This window comes from Serpentinimonas sp. SMBJO2 (genome assembly GCF_056341105.1).
In genome coordinates this window covers 659,769-680,867 of record NZ_CP150628.1, presented here as the reverse complement: position 1 = coordinate 680,867, position 21,099 = coordinate 659,769, and the positions used below count along the sequence as shown (strand labels likewise).

At 65.6% G+C, this 21,099-nt stretch carries 15 protein-coding genes and 3 pseudogenes; 9 read left to right on the top strand and 9 right to left on the bottom strand.

Annotation, left to right across the window (positions count from 1 at the left end; genetic code table 11):
* The first annotated feature begins 120 nt into the window (after positions 1 to 120).
* The 3 genes from AAAZ40_RS03060 to AAAZ40_RS03050 all read left to right on the top strand — a co-directional run bounded on the left by AAAZ40_RS03060 (position 121) and on the right by AAAZ40_RS03050 (position 1,774).
* Positions 121 to 354 (top strand): DUF4160 domain-containing protein, encoded by a 234-nt coding sequence (locus AAAZ40_RS03060; RefSeq protein ID WP_476661109.1) that lies wholly within the window; start codon positions 121 to 123, stop codon positions 352 to 354.
* Positions 347 to 784 carry a DUF2442 domain-containing protein gene (locus tag AAAZ40_RS03055; RefSeq protein ID WP_476661108.1) on the top strand — a complete coding sequence of 146 codons (438 nt, stop codon included), beginning with the start codon at positions 347 to 349 and terminating at the stop codon, positions 782 to 784. Before AAAZ40_RS03060 ends, AAAZ40_RS03055 begins: the two co-directional genes overlap by 8 nt.
* Positions 785 to 862: 78 nt before the next feature.
* Positions 863 to 1,774 carry a hydroxymethylglutaryl-CoA lyase gene (locus tag AAAZ40_RS03050; protein WP_476661107.1) on the top strand — a complete coding sequence of 304 codons (912 nt, stop codon included), beginning with the start codon at positions 863 to 865 and terminating at the stop codon, positions 1,772 to 1,774.
* A 77-nt stretch (positions 1,775 to 1,851) separates the two neighbouring features.
* On the opposite strand, the gene AAAZ40_RS03045 is transcribed toward AAAZ40_RS03050, so the two are convergent.
* Genes AAAZ40_RS03045 through AAAZ40_RS03035 form a run of 3 tightly spaced genes read right to left on the bottom strand, consistent with a single transcriptional unit; the run spans position 1,852 to position 7,851 of the window.
* Positions 1,852 to 4,902: a type III restriction-modification system endonuclease gene (locus AAAZ40_RS03045; RefSeq protein WP_476661106.1), complete on the bottom strand. Its 3,051-nt coding sequence runs from the start codon at positions 4,900 to 4,902 to the stop codon at positions 1,852 to 1,854.
* The gene (locus AAAZ40_RS03040; RefSeq protein ID WP_476661105.1) at positions 4,899 to 5,954 is read right to left on the bottom strand and encodes a PDDEXK nuclease domain-containing protein; all 1,056 of its coding nucleotides are present in this window, start codon (positions 5,952 to 5,954) and stop codon (positions 4,899 to 4,901) included. Before AAAZ40_RS03040 ends, AAAZ40_RS03045 begins: the two co-directional genes overlap by 4 nt.
* A 10-nt stretch (positions 5,955 to 5,964) precedes the next feature.
* Positions 5,965 to 7,851, bottom strand: a complete 1,887-nt coding sequence (locus AAAZ40_RS03035) for a site-specific DNA-methyltransferase (RefSeq protein ID WP_476661104.1) — start codon at positions 7,849 to 7,851, stop codon at positions 5,965 to 5,967.
* 123 nt (positions 7,852 to 7,974) lie between these two features.
* Between AAAZ40_RS03035 and AAAZ40_RS03030 the strand changes: the two are divergent.
* Positions 7,975 to 8,109 (top strand): annotated as a pseudogene (locus tag AAAZ40_RS03030) (IS5/IS1182 family transposase); the annotation flags it as partial.
* Here AAAZ40_RS03030 and AAAZ40_RS03025 read toward each other — a convergent pair.
* The 3 genes and pseudogenes from AAAZ40_RS03025 to AAAZ40_RS03015 form a co-directional block, all read right to left on the bottom strand.
* Positions 8,108 to 8,308, bottom strand: a pseudogene (locus AAAZ40_RS03025) (helix-turn-helix domain-containing protein); the annotation flags it as partial. The pseudogenes AAAZ40_RS03030 and AAAZ40_RS03025 overlap by 2 nt on opposite strands.
* A gap of 123 nt (positions 8,309 to 8,431) precedes the next feature.
* Positions 8,432 to 8,797, bottom strand: coding sequence for a hypothetical protein (locus AAAZ40_RS03020; protein WP_476661103.1), 366 nt, complete (start codon positions 8,795 to 8,797; stop codon positions 8,432 to 8,434).
* Between the two features lie 31 nt (positions 8,798 to 8,828).
* The gene (locus tag AAAZ40_RS03015) at positions 8,829 to 9,542 is read right to left on the bottom strand and encodes an LEM-3-like GIY-YIG domain-containing protein (RefSeq protein ID WP_476661102.1); all 714 of its coding nucleotides are present in this window, start codon (positions 9,540 to 9,542) and stop codon (positions 8,829 to 8,831) included.
* Positions 9,543 to 9,889: 347 nt separating this feature from the next.
* Between AAAZ40_RS03015 and AAAZ40_RS03010 the strand changes: the two are divergent.
* From AAAZ40_RS03010 to AAAZ40_RS02990, 5 genes and pseudogenes are all read left to right on the top strand, one after another.
* Positions 9,890 to 10,025, top strand: a pseudogene (locus tag AAAZ40_RS03010) (nucleotidyltransferase family protein); the annotation flags it as partial.
* Between the two features lie 120 nt (positions 10,026 to 10,145).
* A complete protein-coding gene (locus AAAZ40_RS03005; protein WP_476661101.1) occupies positions 10,146 to 10,445 on the top strand; it encodes a DUF1289 domain-containing protein in 300 nt (99 codons plus the stop codon).
* A 44-nt stretch (positions 10,446 to 10,489) separates the two neighbouring features.
* On the top strand, positions 10,490 to 10,927 hold the full coding sequence (locus AAAZ40_RS03000; RefSeq protein WP_476661100.1) for a universal stress protein: 438 nt from the start codon (positions 10,490 to 10,492) through the stop codon (positions 10,925 to 10,927).
* Between the two features lie 135 nt (positions 10,928 to 11,062).
* Entirely contained in the window at positions 11,063 to 17,371 is a 6,309-nt protein-coding gene (locus AAAZ40_RS02995; RefSeq protein ID WP_476661671.1) for an excinuclease ABC subunit UvrA, read from the top strand.
* Positions 17,372 to 17,427: 56 nt separating this feature from the next.
* A complete protein-coding gene (locus tag AAAZ40_RS02990; RefSeq protein WP_476661099.1) occupies positions 17,428 to 17,817 on the top strand; it encodes a hypothetical protein in 390 nt (129 codons plus the stop codon).
* 70 nt (positions 17,818 to 17,887) lie between these two features.
* Here the strand turns inward: AAAZ40_RS02990 and AAAZ40_RS02985 are convergent, their stop codons facing one another.
* The 3 genes from AAAZ40_RS02985 to AAAZ40_RS02975 all read right to left on the bottom strand — a co-directional run bounded on the left by AAAZ40_RS02985 (position 17,888) and on the right by AAAZ40_RS02975 (position 21,091).
* The gene (locus AAAZ40_RS02985; RefSeq protein ID WP_476661098.1) at positions 17,888 to 18,256 is read right to left on the bottom strand and encodes a hypothetical protein; all 369 of its coding nucleotides are present in this window, start codon (positions 18,254 to 18,256) and stop codon (positions 17,888 to 17,890) included.
* A gap of 38 nt (positions 18,257 to 18,294) precedes the next feature.
* Positions 18,295 to 19,539 (bottom strand): DesA family fatty acid desaturase, encoded by a 1,245-nt coding sequence (locus AAAZ40_RS02980; protein WP_476661097.1) that lies wholly within the window; start codon positions 19,537 to 19,539, stop codon positions 18,295 to 18,297.
* A 136-nt stretch (positions 19,540 to 19,675) separates the two neighbouring features.
* Positions 19,676 to 21,091, bottom strand: coding sequence for an RsmB/NOP family class I SAM-dependent RNA methyltransferase (locus AAAZ40_RS02975; RefSeq protein ID WP_476661096.1), 1,416 nt, complete (start codon positions 21,089 to 21,091; stop codon positions 19,676 to 19,678).
* Positions 21,092 to 21,099: the final 8 nt, after the last annotated feature.

Below are 21,099 nucleotides of genomic sequence, written 5' to 3'. Positions count from 1 at the left end.
TCGGGCCGCGCACCCGCAAGGGCTGGCCGCGCCACGCGCTCCGCCTGGGTACGGGTGGCAGCGGCATCGGGCTTGCACACTAGCCTGTGAAAACCCAGCGAGCTGGGTTATTATCGCGCCATGTCAAGCATCCGTACCCAGCAACTGCGCTTGGTGGTGTACCCCAACGACCATCCGCCGCCCCACGTCCATGTGCTTGGGCCCGGCTGGGAGGTGCGGGTGGAGCTGTCCCACCCTCCAGTACTGATGACGGTTCGCGGCAAGGTAAAAACCCACGAAATCGGCGCGGCCTTGCTGGCGGTAGCCGAGCATCTCGGCCAACTGCGCCAGCTTTGGAGTAATTTGCATGACTAAGCCCCTGCTCCCCGATTGGGTGCGTGCCGAACTGGAGCGCGTACCCGAGGCCACTGCGCGTGGCATGGCCGACGACCGGCCCGATTTGCGTGCTGTGGCTGCCCGCTACGACAGCCGCAACAAACGCGTGCAGGTGGAACTGGCCAATGGCAGTTGGTTTGCCTTCCCGCCCACTTTGGTACAAGGTTTGGCCGCCGCCTCGGTTGCCGATCTGTCGGAAATCGAGATCAGCCCCTTGGGTACCGGTTTGCACTGGCCACGGCTGGATGCCGACCTGACCGTGCAAGGCTTGCTGGCGGGTGCGTTTGGCAGCCGCGCCTGGATGCGAGAACTGGCCGCCAAGGCCGGGCGTGCGTCATCGCCCGCCAAAGCCAGCGCCGCCCGCGCCAACGGGGCCAAAGGGGGCCGCCCGCGCAAGGCAGTGGCCTGAACGCCGGCTGCACTGGGCCTTGGGCCAGCAAAACCGCCCTGCAGCACCCTGGAGCAACCCACGTTTGAGAGGCAAGCCATGTTCAGCAACCACTTCCCCAGCCAGGTGCGCGTCTGCGACGTCGGCGCGCGCGACGGCCTGCAAAACGAGCCGCAGAACGTACCCACGGCGGTGAAGATCGAGCTGGTGCAGCGCCTGCAAGACGCCGGGCTGCGCGAGATCGAAGTCACCAGCTACGTCAGCCCTAAGTGGGTGCCGCAAATGGCCGACAACCACGCCGTGATGCGCGGCATCGTGCGCCGCAGCGGCGTGCGCTACGCCGTGCTCACCCCCAACCTGAAGGGCTTCGAGGCCGCGCTGCTGGACCAGCCCGACGAGATCGTCGTCTTCGGTGCCGCCAGCGAAGCCTTCAGCCAAAAGAACATCAACTGCAGCGTGGCCGAGAGCATCGATCGCTTCGCCCCGGTGGTGCAGGCGGCGCTGCAGGCGGGCTTGCGCGTGCGCGCCGCCATGAGCTGCTGCCTGGGCTGCCCCTACGAGGGCGCGATCGCACCGGCGCGCGTGGGCGAGCTGGCCGCGCGCTTGAAGGGCATAGGCGTGCAGCGCGTCGACCTGGCCGACACCATCGGTGTGGGCACGCCGCTGCAACTGCAACGCGCGCTGGAAGCCACGCTGGCGCACTTCGACCTCGACCACATCAGCGGCCACTTCCACGACACCTACGGCCAGGCGCTGAGCAACACCCTGGCGGCGCTGCAGATGGGGGTGTGGAACTTCCAGTCGTCCGTGGCCGGCCTGGGCGGCTGCCCCTACGCCGTGGGCGCGACCGGCAACGTCGCCACCGAAGACCTCGTTTACCTGCTGCACGGCCTGGGTCTGGAGACCGGCATCGACCTGCCCGCCCTGGTGCAAACCGGCGCCTGGATCAGCACCCAACTCGGCCGCCCCTACGGCGCGCGCGCTGGGCGTGCGCTGCTGGCGCGCTGCTGAACCCCCAGCCTTTGCAAACCAGCGCGCCAGCAGCGGCAGGTCGGCGGCTGTCGGTTCACGCAAGTTCAGGTTCGTGTTCATCTAATGACATCCATTAGCTTTCCAAAGCTGTCCACGACATCGTATTTCACATTTTCAGGGGCGTAGCGGCGGTTCATCTCATCGAAGAACTTGCGGGCGCACTTGATCTTGGTTTTCTCGATCTCGCGCAGATCCATCGAGGACATCGAGCCCTTGGTTTCCGCGACGAAGTAAATGTGCTTTACCGTACCTTCCTTGAACGAGATGGCCCAGTCCGGGTTGTAGTCGCCGACCGGTGTCGGGATCAGGAAACCGCGCGGCAACTTGGCGTACACAACGACTTCAGCGCTGGCCTCCAACGCCTGCGCAAAATCGCGCTCCGGTTTGGATCCGGAATCCGGCAGCACGAAGTCGTAGATGTGGTGCCTGGGCGTCTTGACTGCCTTGCTGAAGTCCTGCTTGGTCTGCCCGGCGGTGAAGATGTCGAGGTCGAACTTGTCCTCGACCGGGTCGTAGGCCAAGTGCTCGACGATGACCGTGGCCTTCTGCTCGTTGATCAGCCGCGTGGCCTCGGCGATGAAGCTCTCCGGGTTGGTCTTGAACTGCGCAAAGACCGCAACGTTGATGCCCTTTAGGATTTCCGCCACCGTCCCGCGCGTCAGTTGCGTGCCCTCGGCCAGCTTGCCGATCAAGTCATACTTGACCGCCGAGTGGATCGAGTTCCGGTTCGTTTCGGTTTCCGTGGCCTTCAGTGTGAAGGCGTTGCCTTCCTTGATGCCGTCGTAGGTCACGGCGGCAGCTTGCTCGCCGTGCTGGATCGTGTAGTGCAGCGGCGTCACACGTAGGCTGGCATCGATCTCCTTCACTGCCTTCTGCACCAGCTCGTCCGAGTCGAACTCGACGCTGTACGCAGCCTTGCGATTGATGCGGCTCCACAGCGCCTTGAACTCCTGCTTCTCGAAGTTTGCGTTGAGCGGGTTCTTCTTCGGACGGCAGTCGTCGCCGATCTCTGGCATCTGCGCCTCGCTGAAGACGCCATCGACCAACTTGAAGACCTGTTCGCCGAGCGGCGCAAGCTCGTCAGGCAAGGTCGCCAAAGTTCCTCTTTTCTTGTCCTGGTGGTACTTCTCAGTGACGTTGCGCTTCTTGTCCACGTACCCGTTCTGGATCAGGTAGAACTCGATGTCAGTTGCTTGGTCGTCGGTCACAGTGATCGGACCAGCCGCAGTGGTCACAATCTTGCCTTTGAAGTAGGCCTTGTCGGCCACCCTTGGCCGGGCGGACAGGGAATCGCTGATGTCCTTTTGCAACGCCGCCACGAAGTCCTTGTAGCTCTCGCTGGCTACCACGGTCAGGACGTTCACGTCGTGGACGATGGCCGGGTGATCCATCCGGTCGCCTTGCTGGTTGACCGACAGGCGCAGACCGCGCCCCACCTCCTGGCGGCGTGAAATGGTGTTGTCGCTGTGCTTGAGCGCGCAGATGACGAACACGTTCGGGTTGTCCCAGCCTTCGCGCAGCGCCGAGTGCGAGAAGATGAAGCGCACCGGCTCGGTGAGCGACAACAGCCGCTCCTTGTCCTTCAGGATCAGGTCGTAGGCGTCCACGTCATCGGACAGGCCCGCGTTCTCTCCACGCGCCGCCATGTTCGAATCCACCTGCCGCTTGCTCTTTTTGTCGATGGAGAAGTAGCCGCTGTGGGTCTTGTCGGCCGCAATGCCCTTCAGGTATTTGACGTAGGCCGTCTCATCCAGATCGAGCATCTCGTTCAGGTACTGGGTGTATTCCTCCTCGAAGACACGGGCGTACTCACCTTTCTCGTCCACCGCCGCGTAGTCGCGGTACTTCGCCACCTCGTCGATGAAAAACAGGGTCAGCACCTTCACACCCTGTTGGAACAACGCCTGTTCCTTGTCGAAGTGCGCCTTGACCGCCTCCCGAATCTGGATGCGACGCAGCGTCGGTTCATTCACATCGCCCGTGGCGTCGCCAACCACCAGCTCGACGCCGTTGGTGAAGCTCAGCGTGTCGGTGTTGGCATCGATGTCCGCCACCACGTAGTTGCGGTACTGATCCAATCCACCCGACAGATCGAACAGGTTGTCGCCCTTGCCGATCTTGCGCACCACGGGCTTGATGTCGCCCTTGGCGAGCTTGCGCTCCAACTCCACGCGCGCCTCGGGTGGCTTCTTGGTGGAAATGTCGATGGATTGCAGATACAAGTAGGCGTTGGTGCCCGCCAGCCCCTTCACCGCGATGCCGCGCACGGCGATCTTCTTCACCAGCTTCTGGTTGTAGGCGTCCAGCGCGTCCAGCCGGTGAATCTTGTTGTGCGTGGTCTTGTGGGTGGCGGAGTAGCGCAGCACCATCAGCGCCTTGAACTCCTCCAGCGACTTCAGCGTCTGTGTGCCTTCCATCTTCTGCGGCTCGTCCAGAATCAGGATGGGACGGTTGGCGCGGATCACGTCGATGGGCTTGCGCGACTGGAAGTCGTCCAGCACGTCGTAGATGCGGCGGTTGTCCGCCCCACGCGAGGCGAACGCCTGCACGTTGATGACCATCACGTTGATGCCCGCGTCCGACGAAAAGCTCTCCAGATGGTGCAACTGCTTGGAGTTGTAGATGAAGAAGCGCGCCTTCTTGTGGTACGTCTCCAGGAAGTGCTCGGCGGTGATCTCCAGCGACTTCGCCACGCCCTCGCGGATGGCGATGCTGGGTACGACAATGATGAACTTGCTCCAGCCGTACTGTTTGTTCAGCTCGAAGAGGGTCTTGATGTAGCAGTAGGTCTTGCCCGTGCCGGTCTCCATCTCGATGTCTAGGTTGACGCGAGCGACCTTGGTCTGGACCAGCGCATCGGAGAGGGGCAGGTTTTGCGACCGTTGCACCTGATGGATGTTGTCCAGCAGGGCCGTGTCCGAGAGCACGAGGTCGGCGTTCTTGAACCCGGCCTCCGTGAACAGATCGTCGATTCCCTTCCTAGCCTTGCCGGGATCGATGCGATAGCTGATCGCCTCGCTCGATGCGGGCGGCTGCCCCTTGAAGCAGTCCACCACCGCCTGCACGGCAGCGGTCTGGTAAGACTGGGTTTTGAATTTGAGTTTCATTCCTGTAACTCCCCAAACGCATCCCCCGTATCCTGCAACTCACGCTCTATGTCCTCGATGCGCGGCAAATCGGTTTGCAATTCCTTGGGCAAGGACTGCACCAGTTGATACTCGGCCACGCCGATGGGCTTGTGCATGTCACGCAGGGCATATTCGGCCACCACCTTGTCCCTGCTCTTGCACAGCAACAATCCCAGGCTGGGGTTGTCGCTCGGATGCTTGAGCTGGCTGTCTACCGCGCTGAGGTAGAAGTTGAGTTTGCCCGCGTATTCAGGCTGGAATTCGCCGGCCTTCAGCTCCACCACAACGTAGCAACGTAACTTGAGGTGATAGAACAGCAGGTCGATGTAAAAGTCCTTGCCGCCCACTTCCACGAGCACCTGCCGACCGACGAAAGCGAAACCCGCGCCCAATTCCATCAAGAACTGCGTGACATGCCTAACCAGCGCATCTTCAATGGCGCGCTCCTGCGCGTCCTTGCCCAGGCCAAGGAAATCCAGTCGATACGGGTCTTTCAGTGATTCTCGGGCCAGATCAGACTGGGGCGGAGACAGGCGCTCGCTGAAATTGGTGATGGCGTTGCCTGTGCGCTGGCGCAAGCCGGTCTCGATCTGCATCACCAACACATTGCGCGACCAGCCATGTTCCAGCGCGTGCGCCGCATACCATTGACGCTCTTCGGCGGTCTGGAGCTTGTCCAGCAGGGCCAACTGGTGATACCACGGCAATTGTGCAAGCACCGCTTGCACAAACTCCCTGTCAGGCCAAGCCTCGGCGAACGCCCGCATGTATTTGAGGTTACGCGGGGAGAACCCCTTCACATCCGGGAAGGCATTACGCAAGTCATGGGCCAGCCGGTCCACCACCTTGCTGCCCCAGCCTTGGCTGGCCTGCCGCTCCAGAATACCTTGGCCGATCTGCCAATACAGCAGCACCAGCTCACGATTAACCGCGAGGGTGGCTCGTTGCTGCGCGGCATGAATGTCTTGCTTGAGCTCGGCGAGCCAATTGGCATATCCGGCGGGCTCGATGGTTAATCCATTTTCATTCATCGTCGCCCCCTCAGATGCTCTTCACTTCGGTGGCGGGCGACAGCAGCTTGAAGATCTGCTCCACGTTGATCTTGACCGCGCTGTTCTTGAACCCCGCATCGCGGAACACCACGCGCAGGGGCTTGTGCGTGGCCAGCTCCTTGACGAAGGCTTCATCCACACCGCTGTGGGCGTCGAAGCAGGCGGCTAGCGCCGGGTTGCCGTATGAACTCGCGTCCACAAAGAACACGTCCTTGCCTTGGATGGCCTTCTTCTCGATGGGCAAGGCGAGGTCAACGCCCCAATCCAGCATCACCTGAAAGAGCAGGTCTTCCGGCGTGCGGTCGGGTTTGATGTTGTCCACGAACAGCTCGAGGTTGGCCTTGTCGAGCGCGTCGGGCGCGTAATAGACATTTGCCATGTTCGAGGTGTCGATCTTGAGGACGCGGAAGCCGACATCGTGATTCCATTGCTCATGCTTCTCGCCGACAAGCACGGCTTTCCCTGCGCGCTGAATACGTTCTTGGCACAAGTCCGATATCGTCGTTCCCTCTGCCGCCTTCTCTGGAAGCTGAACGCAAATCCATCGCCTGTTGCCGCCATCTGAGGAGTTCTTGGTCAACACCGCGTGCGCGGTAGAACCTGACCCAGCAAAGAAATCAAGAACGACCGCTCCCTCGTTTGGCTCGGTGGCGATGTCGAGCATCCGCTCGATCAGCTTGACTGGTTTAGGGGTGATGAATAGTTCGTCCCCGGAAGAGGCCTCCATGAGCCTGCTTAGCTCTTGCTTTGCATTGCGAGTGCTACCAACATCCTTCCATGGCCAGTATGTCTGCGGCACAACACCGTCCTTGACCTCTGACAGAAACTTCTTGATCCCGGGCCTATTATCGCCGGACTGCCCCCACCAAATGCGGTTGTCTGCCACGAGTTCATCGAACTTCTCCTTTGAGATGCGCCAATAGCTTCCAGCGGGGGGGCCATCGATCACCTTCCCACCTGGGGTCCTTATCGCGTAAGTCCCCTTGCTGTAGTAGTTGCGTGCAGCCAGATCACCCAGCAACCAAGGCCCGCGCGGATCGTTGTCTGGGTTCTGATAGCGCTCAACCATCTTCTCGCTCCGAGGGAGCAGGCGTGGCCGCCATAGCTCTGCGTTCCTCGCATAGAGCAAGATGTAGTCGTGATCCTCGCTCAGATGTCTTGCCGAGTTCTTCGGGCTATCCATCTTGTGCCAGATAACATTTGCAATGAAGTTGGCCGGCCCAAACACCTCATCGCAGATGCATTGCAGATTCTGAATCTCGTTGTCGTCAATACTAATGAATATTGTTCCCTCGTCCGCCAACAAGTTCAGAGCCAATCGGAGCCGCGAATACATCATCGTCAGCCAGTCCGAGTGGAATCTGCCGTTGGCCTCGGTGTTGGCAACCAGCCGCACGCCTTGCTCATCGGTCTGGTTGGAGCGCCGCAAGAACTCATCGGCATCCTCAGAGAAGTCATCCTCGTAAATGAAGTCCTTACCCGTGTTGTACGGCGGGTCGATGTAGATCATCTTCACCTTGCCCAGATACGTCTCCTGCAACAGCTTCAGCGCGTCGAGGTTGTCGCCTTCGATGAACAGGTTCTTCGTCGTATCGAAGTCCACGCTTTCGCCGCGCACCGGGCGCAGGGTTTTGGCGATGGGCGCGTTGGCCGTCAGCAGCGCCTCGCGCTTGCCCGGCCAATTCAAGTGGTAGCGTTCCTGCGGGCCTTCGACGATGGAACTGGACAGCTCCTGCTTGAGCTGGTCGAAGTCCACCGCCAGCTTCACGCTGCCATCCTCGCCCCGCGCCTCCGTCACGCAGACCGGAAACAGCTCGCGAATGCGGGCGATGTTGTCTTGCGTGAGATTGGGCGAGTGCATTTTCAGTTTGTCCATATCAATTCTCAATGTCGGTTCTGGGCAGTCTGCCAGATTGCTTTTCCAGCTTCTTTTCGTCGGATTTCACGCGCCGCTCCAGGGAAGGTCTGCACAACCCCTCACGCCTGAGATAATCTGCTCATGAAACAGACCCGCCTCTCCAGCACCGGGTTTGAACGCAAAGTCAAGCGCACGCGCAAGCGTGAGTTTCTCGAACAGATGGATCGCATCGTCCCGTGGGCAGACTTGCTGGCATTCATCCATCCGCACGCACCCGCGCTGGGGTGAGCGTGGTCTGGAGCCGGTGTGCGGTGTGCGCGCAGTCGGTGAAGGTGCTGCGCTTTTTCCACTTGTAGACGGTGGCTGGGCTGATGCCGTAGCGCTGCGCCAGGGCGGCTGCGCTCAGCGTGCTGGCGGCAATCTCGGCGCGTACCGCGGGGGTGGTGCGGGCACGCTTGTGCAAGGCAATCATCATGAGGAAACTCCAGGACGGGGACGGTGCGCAAGAGCAAGATCATGCACCAGTTCACGCAACACGGCGCGTGCCATGAACAATCCTTGGCGCTGCAAGTCTATACAGTCGTCCGGGATCGGACAGTTAGGCTTCTTCGGCCCACTCGCCATCTTCATCCTCTCGGACCCCACAAATTTTAATTTCGTCTGACAAAGCCCATGATCGCCCAAATTTCTCGGGCGCATCTGACGAGCCAAAATGAGCAATTATCTTTCCGATTGCATTCGAATCTTCATCGTCAACGAATTCCTTGTCCAAGAAATCACACCGAACAGTGCCATATTCAGTTCGATTCCAGTAGGGGCAAAGAACTTCCTTGTAGGCACCGTTATATGAAAACTCGCGAAGTTCACGGCCAAACTTATTTATGTCTTTGCTGAGTATCTCACCTTCTCGGATTTTGACAACCCTGTAGCAGTACTCACCCGGTGGGATCAATGAGGCATCCATGATGCAGCCTAACGTGAATTAGGCATGATAGCTAGCAGTTGATATAGCGAATGGGATTGGCGGCCCCTCGTTTGGACATGCCTGCAACTGACTTGTATCGAAGGCTGGTTCGAATGGTTTCATCAGCGCGTTCCCCATTGAAACCCCACCGGTCACCTATTTGGTACCACTCGTTGATTACGTAGACCTCTCGTGTAAGCCCACGGTAAGTGGCGACGGCATATTTCGCTTTGCTTCTTCGTGGCCCGACGACCCATGATTTTCGGGTAGCGTCGTAGATCTCAGTTGCGGTCATTTCTCGATCGAACAGCTTATTGATGTTGATGAGCAACACCGGCTTGTCTGTTTCAAACGGAGGAGCCGAGTACATAGCGATAACTTCTTCTGTGGTCTTGATACCAAAGTCCGTGGAATAATGCCCGCTTTGAAGATTGGATAGATTGGGAATGCCAACGAAATCGATAACAGCAGCCTCGACCTCAAATGCAGCCCGTTCAGTGAGCCCGTGACGAAGCACGAAATGCTCAACGGACTTTCCGGAATTTTCAATTGTTCTGATACGGTCAAGTTTGTCTGACTCAGTTACGTCGGTTAATGCGCACGCGACGTGTTCAAACACTCGATTTCCCTTGCCTTTGCCAACGTAAAAGACTTCCTTGTTGCTTGGGTCGCGAAGGAAATAGACGTAGTAGTCAAGCTGCTCGATAACAGACTGCGGGAACACCGGCGCCTCCAAAGTAATCATGCATAACGTACAGCCCGCACCCATCCGGGTGCAAACTCAGAACTGGCGCGAAAAGTGTATAGCATGGCCTCTCCCTATAGAAAACCAAAGTTGGACACATCATCTGGTGTCAAGCATGGCAGAATCATCCAATGAGCCGCCACCGAAACCCCCAAAGCTACTGGAGAAATTGCGCCTCCCGGCCGACATTGGGCACCCCCAATGTGGGCACATTTATAACACATTAGGCCGTGCAGGGCAATGTGTGCCACGGCCTCCACCCGGAACTAGGCGTTGTCGGCCCTGTTGCTCCTGTTTCGCGAGGTGCTGCACCAGAACTTGCCTTGGCCGCAGGCCGTGTCAAGCGCATGCGCCCGCTGACCGATACCCTCCCCAAACCCCTGCTGGCCGTGCAGGCTGATGCTGTGGCACCTGGAAGCTCTGGCCCGTGGCGGGGTGCGCAACGTGTGCATCAACACCGCATGGCTGGGTGAACAGGTGCCCACACATGCTTGAGCTGGGCGCGCTGTACTTCGAACAGCAAGCTGCAGCCCGCCCGGCCAGCGCAGCCCACCCATCCCCCCACGGCACACACGCAACGCGCACTGGCGTTACAGTGCGCCCGTGTACGCGCCTGAACCCGACCCCGAACCCGAACCCAATACCGCCCCTGCGCGGCGGCCCGACGCTGCGGCGGCGCTGCGCCGCACGCCCGCTGGGCGCGCCATGCCTTCGCCTTGTGTGGGCGTCTGCCGCATGGGCGCAGGCAGCGGCCTGTGCCTGGGCTGCTGGCGCACGCTGGAGGAAATCGCGCACTGGAGCGCCTTCAGCCCGGAGCAGCAACGGGCCTGCTGGCAGCGCATCGGTCAGCGCCAGCTGCAAGCCGGCACCGGCACCAGCCCGGTACCACCCCAGCTTGGTTAAGATGATGGCCCCGCCGTGCAAACGGCTCAACGCATGGAGTCGCGATGTTCAAAAAAATCCTGGTGCCCTCTGATGGCTCCAAACTGGCGCATGGTGCGGCCGAGTTTGCCGCCGGTCTGGCCAAGGTGCACGGGGCGTCGGTGGTCGGGCTGTACGTGATCGACCCCTTCCCCTACATCGGCATCGGCGACGCCTCGGCCGCCGGCCTGCAGGCCTACATGGGCGAAGCACAAGCCGCCGCCGACCGCGCGCTGGGCGACATCCAGCGCTGCTGCGAAGCGCAGGGGGTGGCCTTTGCCGCCGACACCATCGAACGCAACAGCACCTACGAAGGCATCCTGGAAACCGCGCAGGACGAAGGCTGCGACCTGATCGTCATGGGCTCGCATGGCCGCACCGGCGTCAAGGCGCTGATACTGGGCAGCGTGGCGCAAAAAGTGCTCACCTACGCCAAGGTGCCGGTGCTGATCGTCAAGCCCTGAACCGGCCCAAGGCCCTTGCCGCAGCCCCAGCCCGTGCCGCCCGACTTGAGCGCAGTGCCCGACCCTAAGGGTGCGCCCGACTCGCCTGCGCCCTCTGCGGCGCACGGGCCGCACCGGCAACCCGAGCCCGAAGGGCTGATCCGCATTCGCGGGGCGCGCCAGCACAACCTCAAGAACCTCGACCTCGATCTGCGCACCGGCGAGCTGACGGTGGTCACCGGACCGAGCGGGTCGGGCAAATCCAGCCTGGTGTTCGACACCCTGTACGCCGAGGGGCAGCGCCGCTACGTCGAGACCTTCAGCGCCTACGCGCGCCAGTTCCTCGACCGCATGGACCGCCCGGCGGTCGATCGGGTCGAGGGCGTGCCGCCGGCCATCGCCATCGACCAGAGCAACCCGGTGCGCAACTCACGCTCCACCGTGGGCACGATGAGCGAGCTCAACGACCACCTCAAGCTGCTCTATGCGCGCGCAGCGCAGCTTTACGACCGCCAGACGGCGCTGCCGGTGCGCGCCGACCACCCCGACACCCTCTACGCCGAGCTGCTGCGCCGCAGCGCCCAAGAGTGCGACCGCACGGGGCAAGAGCCGCGTCTGCTGCTCACTTTTCCGGTGCTGCTGCCGGCCAGCAGCAGCGCGCAGGAGGTGGAGCAGTGGCTGAGCGCCAGCGGCTACACCAGGGTGCTGGGGCAGCGCCTACAGGCCGGCAGCGGCCCCGGCAGCGCGCCGGTGCAGGTGCTCGACGTGGTGGCCGACCGGTTGCTGCTCAGCCGCGCCGAGCGCGCGCGCGTGCTTGAAGCCATCGAGCGCTGCCTGGAGCACGGCGCCGGGCGCCTGAACGTCTATCTGCAGGACGCCCCGATGGCGGACAGCGCGCCTGCGGCACCTGCAATCGCGGTCACGGACGCGCCCTACCCACCCAAACCGTCGGTCAGTTCAGACTCGTCCGCCGCGCCCGCACCCACGGTGTGGCGTTTTTCCACCGGCCTGCACTGCCCCGAGAGCGATCTGCGCTACGCCGAGCCGCTGCCGGCGCATTTTTCTTTCAACTCAGCGCTGGGCGCCTGCCCCACCTGCCGCGGTTTTGGTCGCGTCATCGGCATCGACTGGGGGCTGGTGATTCCGGACGAAAAACGCACCCTGCGCGCCGGCGCCATCAAGCCGATCCAGACCCCAGCCTACCAGGAATGCCAGGACGAGTTGCTGCTCCACGCCGAGGCGGCCGGCATCCCACGCGACACGCCCTGGATGCACCTGAGCCCGGCGCAGCGCCATTGGGTGCTCGAAGGCGACCCCGGCTGGCGCGGCGACTGGAAGCGCCAGTGGTACGGCATCCGGCGCTTTTTCGACTACCTCGAGAGCAAGGCCTACAAGATGCACATTCGGGTGCTGTTGTCGAAATACCGCAGCTACACCGAATGCCCGGCCTGCCTAGGTGCGCGCCTCAAGCCCGAGGGCCTGCTGTGGCGGCTGGGCAGCCTGGCCGATGCCGACGCGGTGCTGCCACCGGAACAGCGCTTCATGCCGCCCGGCGTGGACTGGAGCCGCGCGCAACTCGAAGCCCTGCCGGGGCTGTGCCTGCACGACCTGATGCGCCTGCCGCTGCAGCGCTTGCGCGTGTTTTTTGCGCGCCTGGCTGCAGGGCAGACGGCAGCGCCCGCCCTCAAGCTGCTGCTCGACGAAATCTGCACCCGGCTGCAATACCTGTGCGAGGTCGGGCTGGGCTACCTGACGCTGGATCGGCAAAGCCGCACCCTGAGCGGCGGCGAGGTGCAGCGCATCAACCTGACCACGGCGCTGGGCTCCTCGCTGGTCAACACCCTGTTCGTGCTCGACGAGCCCAGCATCGGGCTGCACCCGCGCGACATGGGGCGCATCCTGCAGGCCATGCAGCGCCTGCGCGACGCCGGCAACACGCTGGTGGTGGTGGAGCACGACCCGGCGCTCATGCTCGCCGCCGACCGCGTCATCGACATGGGCCCCGGCCCCGGCATGCGCGGCGGCCAGATCGTGTTCGACGGCCCACCCAGCGCCCTGGGCCACGCCGACACCCTGACCGGCGCCTACCTGGGCGGGCGCAAGCAGGTTGGCTTTGGCTTCAAGCGCATGGTCACCGCCAGCACGCCCCGGTTGCAGCTGCGCGGGGTGCGCGCCCACAATTTGCAGGCGATCGACGTCGATTTCCCGTTGCAGCGCCTGGTCTGCGTCACGGGCGTGAGCGGCAGCGGCAAATCGACCCTGATTCAGGACGTGCTGGCGCCGGCCCTGCAGCGCCATTTTGGCCAGCCCACCGATGCGCCGCTGGCGCACGAGGCCCTGCTGGGGGCCGAGCGCTTGAGCGCGGTGGTATTCATCGACCAGTCGCCGATCGGCAAGACGGCGCGCTCCAACCCCGCCAGCTACCTCGGCGCCTGGGACGCCCTGCGCGCGCTGCTGGCGGCGCAGCCGCTGGCGCGCCAGCGCGGCTACACCGCCGCCAAGTTCAGCTTCAACGGCGGCGACGGCCGCTGCCCGGGCTGCGGCGGCAGTGGTTTCGAACGCGTCGAGATGCAGTTCCTGAGCGACGTCTATCTGCGCTGCCCCGATTGCCTGGGCCAGCGCTACCGCCCCGAGGTACTGGAAGTCTGCCTGCAGCGCGGCGGACGCAGCTTGAACGCCGCCGACCTGCTCGAGCTCACGGTGAGCGAGGCGCTGCAGCTGTTTGGCGCGGGTGCGGGCACTGGCTCGGGTGTGGGCACCGGCCCCGACCACGGCACCGCGCCGCCGGCCGACCAGGCCAGCGAGCAAACCGCCGCTCAGTCCGCCAGCCCACCCAGCGCAGCGCGCGCCCACCTCCCTGCCGTTGACCCGGCGCTGTCCAAGCTCGAGCGCGCCTTTTGTGCCGCCCTGCAGCCCTTGGTGGACGTGGGGCTGGAATACCTCAGACTCGGCCAACCCGTGCCCACCCTCAGCGGCGGCGAGGCGCAGCGGCTGAAGCTGGCGGCGCACCTGGCGGTGGCCGCACAGACCGACGCCGCTGCCACCCGACGCCGCCCCGCCCGGCCGGGCGCGGCCAGCCAGCAGCCCGTCAGCCCGGCCGCGCTCACTGCGGCCTCGCGCACCGCCACGGCGCGGACTGCGGGCCCGCCGCCGCTGGGGCAGTTGCTGCTGTTCGACGAGCCCACCACCGGGCTGCATTTCGACGACATCGCCAAGCTCATGCGCGCCCTGCGCAAGCTGGTGGACGCGGGCCATTCGCTGATCGTGATCGAGCACAACCTCGACGTGATCCGTGCCAGCGACTGGCTGATCGACCTCGGCCCCGACGCCGGCGCCGACGGCGGCCAGGTGGTGGCGCAAGGCCCCCCCGAAGAGGTGCGCCTGCACCCCAGCAGCCACACCGCCGCCGCCCTGCGCGCCTACGCTGCGGCTGAGGACCTGCGCGCGCAGGAGCCGCCGCCGCCGTGGCGGCTTGATCCCAAACCGCCCGCCGCAGCCCGCCCCCGCAGCCCGTCGATCCAGATCGTCAACGCCAAAGAGCACAACCTGAAGAACCTGTCGCTGGCCATTCCGCGCGGGCGCTTCAGCGTCATCACCGGCGTGAGCGGCTCTGGCAAATCGACGTTGGCATTCGACATCCTGTTCAACGAGGGCCAGCGCCGCTACCTCGAAAGCCTCAACGCCTACGCGCGCAGCATCGTGCAGCCGGCCGGGCGGCCCGAAGTCGATGCCGTGCACGGCATCCCACCCACGGTGGCGATCGAGCAGCGGCTGTCGCGCGGTGGGCGCAAGTCCAGCGTCGGCACGGTGACCGAAGTCTGGCACTACCTGCGCCTGCTCTACGTCAAGCTGGGCACCCAGCACTGCGTCCACGACGACAGCCCGGTGCAGCCGCAGAGCCCGGCGGCGATCCTGGGGCAACTGATGGGGCGTTTTCGTGGCCAGCACATCGGCCTGCTGGCGCCGCTGGTGCGCGGGCGCAAGGGCCTCTACACCGAGCTGGCCGACTGGGCGCGCCAGCGCGGCCACAGCCACCTGCGCGTCGATGGCGAGTTCGTGCCCACGCAGGGCTTTCCCAAGCTCGAGCGCTTTCGCGAGCACCAGATCGAGCTGCCGGTGGGCAGCCTCGAGGTGCAGCCCGAGCACGAGGCCGCGCTGCGCGAGCTGATCGAGCGCGCGCTCGAACACGGCAAGGGCGTGCTGCAGGTGCTCAGCGGCATCGGCGGCCCAGACGATGCCGCCCGACCGGGCAGCCTGGCCCACGCGCTGGCGGCCGACGGCCGCGGCGCCGGCGTGGGGCAGGTGGAAAGCCACTCGACCTTGCGCGCCTGCCCGCTGTGCAGCAGCAGCTACGCCGAGCTGGATCCGCGCCTGTTCTCCTACAACAGCAAGCACGGCTGGTGCCCAGATTGCGTGGGCACCGGGGTGCAGCTGAACCGCCAGCAACGCCAGGCGTTCGACGACAGCCGCCCGACCGACGACGGCCAGGGCCGCGAGCAAAGCCTGAGCGAGCCCGACTTCGACGACTTGAGCGACCAACCCTGCGGCACCTGCGGCGGCAGCCGCCTGAACCCGGTGGCGCGCGCCGTGAAGTTTCAGGGCCGCACCATCACCGAACTGGCGCGGCTGAGCGTGCACGCGCTGCACGACTGGGTGCAGGCGCTGCCCGAGGGCGGCGCCTTGTCGGCGCGGCAGGCGCAGATCGCACGCGATCTGCTGCCCGAGATTTTGGGGCGCCTGCGGTTTTTGCAGCAAGTCGGGCTGGGCTACCTGACGCTGGAGCGTGGCGCACCCACTTTGAGCGGTGGCGAGGCGCAGCGCATCCGGCTGGCGGCACAGCTCGGCTCCAGTCTGCAAGGGGTGTGTTATGTGCTGGATGAGCCGACCATCGGCCTGCACCCGCGCGACAACCGGATTTTGCTCGATGCCCTGCAGCAGCTCGGCCGCCAGGGCAACACGCTGGTGGTCGTGGAGCACGACGAAGACACGATCCGCCGCGCCGAGCACCTGATCGACATCGGCCCGGGCGCCGGGCTGCGCGGCGGCCAGGTGGTGGCCCAGGGCACCGTGGCCGACCTGATGGCCACCCCCGATTCGCAAACCGGGCGCTACCTGCTGCACGCGATGCGCCATCCGCTGCAGGCGCGGCGGTGGGTGGGCGCTCATGCTGCGTTCGGGCTGGGGGTGGGCGGGCTGGGGGTGGGGGCCGGCGCGTCAGTCACACGTTCCGATTCCTTGCCGGCCCCCACCCCCAGCCCGCCCAGCGCAACGGCCGGCGCGTCAGTCACACGTTCCGATTCCTTGCCGGCCCCCACCCCCAGCCCGCCCAGCGCAACGGGCGGCGCCACCGCACACCCCGATTCCTTGCCTGCCCCCGACTGGCTGCTGGTCAAGGGGGCGCAGCGCCACAACCTGCAGCAGCTCACGCTGCGGCTGCCGCTGCGGCGCCTGGTGGCGGTCACGGGGGTGAGTGGGTCTGGCAAGTCCACGCTGGCGCGCGAGGTGTTGCTGGCCAATGCCGCCAGCGCGGTGCAGTTGCGCAGCACGCAGGCCGGGCGACGCGCCTGGGACGCGGGCGAGCGCCCGGCCTGGCAGGGCTGCCAGGCGCTGATCGGTTGCGAAAGCATCGAGCGCGTGCTGGAAGTGGACCAAACCCCGATCGGCAAAACGCCGCGCTCTTGCCCCGCGACCTACATCGGCTTTTGGGACACCATCCGCAAGCTCTACGCCGACACGCTGGAAGCGCGCGCGCGCGGCTACGGGCCGGCGCGCTTTTCCTTCAACACCGGCGCGGGCCGCTGCCCACACTGCGAGGGGCAGGGCCTGCGCACCATCGCCATGAGTTTTTTGCCCGACGTCAAGCTGCCGTGCGAGGTCTGCCACGGCGCGCGCTTCAACCCCGACACGCTGGCCGTGAGCTGGCGCGGCCGCAGCATCGCCGAGGTGCTGCGGCTGGAGGTGGATCAGGCGCTGGATTTCTTTGCCGCCATGCCGGCCATCGCCCAGCCGCTGCAACTGCTGCACGATGTCGGGTTGGGCTACCTGACGCTGGGCCAGCCCTCGCCCACGCTCTCGGGCGGCGAGGCGCAGCGGCTCAAGCTGGTGACCGAGCTGAGCAAGGTGCGCCACGATCTGACGCGCCGCGGCCTCAAAATCCCGCACACCCTGTACGTGCTCGACGAACCCACGGTGGGGCTGCACATGGCCGATGTGGAGCGGCTGATCCGCGTGCTGCACCGGCTGGTCGATGGCGGCCACAGCGTGCTGGTGATCGAGCACGACCTGGACCTGATCGCCGAAGCCGACTGGGTGCTCGACCTCGGCCCCGAAGGCGGGCAGGATGGCGGCCGCCTGGTGGCGCAAGGCACCCCAGAAGACTTGGTGCGCCAAGGCAGCCACACCGGGCGCGCCCTGGCGCCGGTGCTGGCGCGCGGCGCGGCGCCCCCTGCGCGGGCCACGGCCTGAGCGCTGGGCGCCAGGCGCCAAGACCCAAGCCCGCCGCGCACGCAAGGCCACCGCCCATGCCCAAGCATTGGCAACTGCTGCACGTCGAGCCCCAGGCGCCGGCCAAGCCTGCCCTGGGCCAGCCCTGCAATGGCTGCGGCCTGTGTTGCCTGACCGAGCCGTGTCCGCTGGGCATCGTGCTCAGCCTGCGCGTGCGCGGCGCCTGCCGCTCGTTGCGCTGGGACGCAAGCCAAGCGCGCTACCGCTGCGGCGCGCTGCTGCGCCTGCCCGCCGCGGCCCAGAGCGGTCACCAGACGATGGGGCTGCGGTTGCCCTTGGGTGCCTGGCTGCGCGCGCTCTGGAATCGGCTGGCGCTGCGTTGGATCGCGGCCGGCAGCGGCTGCGACTGCGCTTGGGAGGCAGAAACCTGCAATCCAGCGCAAACACCATCCAAGCGCAACCATTGACTGCGGCATGGGCGGAGTGTGAGCAATGCGGGCAATTGCGCTTGGCGCAAGCGCGCAGATGGTTCGGCGGTCAGCGCAGTTGCCAAGCCAGCATCACCAGCCCCAAGGCGAGCAAGGCGCAGGCGGCCACCAGCCAGCGGCTGCGCTTGCGCAGGCGCTCGACCTGCTCGATCAGGCGTGCGTTTTGCTCGGCCAGATCGGCATTGGTCTGCGCCAACTGGGCCAGATCGGCCTGCAACTGCTGGCACAGCGCCTCGAGCACCTGCAGGCGCTCGTGTGGTGTGCCGTGGCCCGTGGGCACCGGGTTGACGCCGGCCGCACCGCCGCCCGAGCGGCTCTTGTCCAGAAAACGCCGCGCCCCGGCGAGCACCTTGGGCGCGTGCTCGATCACGTCGCCCCAAGGCACCAGCTTCAAGGCCAGCAGCCACGGAAAACCCATGTCATCGACTCCTTCAGTGCGGGGGGCTGCGCGCCGTCTCAGGCGGCCAGCGCAGGCGCGCAGTGCAGGGCGCGCAAGCGCTCGGAGAACTCGCGCAGTGCCGCAATGCCGCTGGCTTCGGCGCGCTGGCACCAGGCGTGCAAATCCTGCGCCAGTTGTTCGCGCGAGCGCGCAGTGCTGCTCCAGAGCAGGCGCAGCTCTTCGCGCATGGCGTGCATCTGCGCCAGCGTCGGGTGTTGTGCGCGCACCTGCTGCACCCGGACCTGGTGCTGTGGCGGCACCTGCGCGTCGTCGCGGTGCAGCCAGCGCCGCACCGCGCGCAGCGCCGCGGCGTCGGAGCGCCGGGCCTGCAGGCCGGCGAGTTCGGCCGCCACGGCGGCGCGCATCTGCTGCGCATAAGCGGCCATGACCTCGTAGCGGTGCGCGATCAGGGCCTCGAGCGTGTCGGCGTCGGCCACGGGCCGCACGGCGCCAAAGGCCGGTTTGGGCGGCGTCTTGCGCGCCCGGGCCAGGCCCAGCGCCGACAGCGCGCGGATGTAGGCCCAGCCGAGGTCGAACTCGTAGGGCTTGACCGAGAACTTGGCCGACGTCGGGTAGGTGTGGTGGTTGTTGTGCAGCTCCTCGCCGCCGATCACGATGCCCCAGGGCGAGACGTTGGTGCTGGCGTCGGGCGACTCGAAATTGCGGTAACCCCAGAAATGGCCGATGCCGTTGACCACGCCCGCGGCCCAAAACGGGATCCAGACCATCTGCATGGCCCACAGCGCCAGCCCCAGCGCCCCGAACAGCGAGACGTAGAACAGCAGCATGAGCACGATGCCCACCTGTGGCCAGCGGCTGTAGAGCCGGCGCTCGATCCAGTCGTCGGGCGTGCCGTGGCCGTAGCGCGCCAGCGTGTCGGGGTTTTGCGCCTCGGCGCGGTAGAGCTCGGCCCCTTGCCAGAACACCTTCTTGATGCCGAACACCACCGGGCTGTGCGGGTCGCCGACCTGCTCGCATTTGGCGTGGTGCTTGCGGTGTATGGCGGTCCAGTCCTTGGTTTTCATGCCGGTGGTGAGCCAGAGCCAGAAGCGAAAACCATGCGCCAGCGCCGGGTGCAGGTCCAGGGAGCGGTGCGCCGAGTGGCGGTGCAGGTACAAAGTGACGCTGACGATGGTCAGGTGCGTGCACACCAAGCCCAGCAGCAGCGCCTGCCACCACACCGCCCCGGTGAGGCCATGGACCAGAAAATGCAGGGACGCACCCCAAAACGATTCGATCGACACCGCAAACCTTTCAAACAACGGCCACCAACACACCGCCCGCACACGAGCCAGACACAGCCGACTCAGCGCCGGCACGGCGGGCCAGCGCACACGCTGGGCTGGCGGGCCGAATGTGGGATTCTAGAACCCGCGCCGGCGTTCCCGGATATTTCGTTCAATCCCGGCGCTGCCAGATGGCAGCAAAAAAACCGTCGCAGCCGTGCCGGTGCGGCCACAGGCGCAAGTAGGGGCCGTGGCAGAGCCGCTGTGCGCCTGCCACGCCGCAGCGCGCCAGGATGGACGCCGCCGGCAGGGCCTCGAAACCGGGTTCGGCTTGCTCAAAGGCGGCGGCAACGGCTTCGTTTTCGGCGCGCAGCAGGCTGCAGGTGGCATAGACCAGCCGCCCGCCGGGCTTGAGCAGCCGTGCCGCCGCCGTCAGGATGCGGCCCTGCAACTCGGCCAGCCGCGCCACGTCGGCCGGGCTCTGGCGCCACATCAGGTCGGGCTGACGCCGCAGCGTGCCCAGGCCGGTGCAGGGCGCATCGACCAGCACCCGGTCGGCCTTGCCCGCCAGCCGCTGCAAGCGCTGGTCGTGCTCGTGGGCCAGCGCCAGGGTGTGCACGGCGTCGATGCCGCTGCGCGCCAACCGCGGCTTGAGGGCATCGAGCCGGTGCGCCGAGGTGTCGAAGGCGTACAGGCGGCCGGTGTTGCGCAGCAAGGCGCCCAGGGCCAGCGTCTTGCCGCCGGCGCCGGCGCAAAAATCGATCACCGTCTCGAGGCGCTTGGGCTCGAGCAGCAGCGCCAGCAGTTGCGCGCCCTCGTCTTGCACCTCGATCAGGCCCTCGCGCCAGGCGGCCAGGTGCTGCAGCGCCGGCTTGCCCGCCAGCCGGATGCCCCAGGGCGAGTGCGGCGTGGCGGCGGCCTGCAAGCCGGCCTCCTGCAGCAACGCCAGCACGGCGGGCCGCTTGGCCTTGAGCAGGTTGACGCGCACATCCAGCGTCGCCGGCCGGCGCAAGGCCTGCGCGGCAGCGTGGAATTCTGCCTCTGCTGGCTCCGATTCGGGCGGATCCACCCCGGCACCCAGTGCACCGGCTTCAACTGCCGCACCCGAACCCGCTCGCTGCAGCCGCAGCTCCGCGCGCAGCGCCGCGGCCAGCCAATCGGGCAGGCCGTGGCGGCAGGCGGGCGGTGCGCTGGCATCGAGCTGGCGCGCCAGCGCCTGCGTGCGCCAATCCCACTCTTCGGGCGTGCAGGCGGCTTGCAGGCGCTCGGGCGGGCCGGTCCAAGCCAGCAGCAGCAGCGCACGCGTGTGCGCCGTGCCCTGGAGCTGTGCGGCGCGGCTGGGGCGCTGCGCACGGGCCGGGCGCTCCTGCTGCAGCGTGCGCCCCGGGTGGCTGGCCGCCAGCCACTGCAGGCGCGGGCGGTCGCGCAGCACCGCAAACACCGCGTCGGCCAGCAGGGCGCGCTCGCGGCTGCCCAGCGCGCCCTGCTGGCGAAAGAAATCGGCCACGGTGGCGTCGGCCGGGTGCTCGAAACGCAGCACGCGGCTCAGCAGCGCGCTGCCCAGTTCCAACAAAGTGTGAGGAGGCATATTGCCGG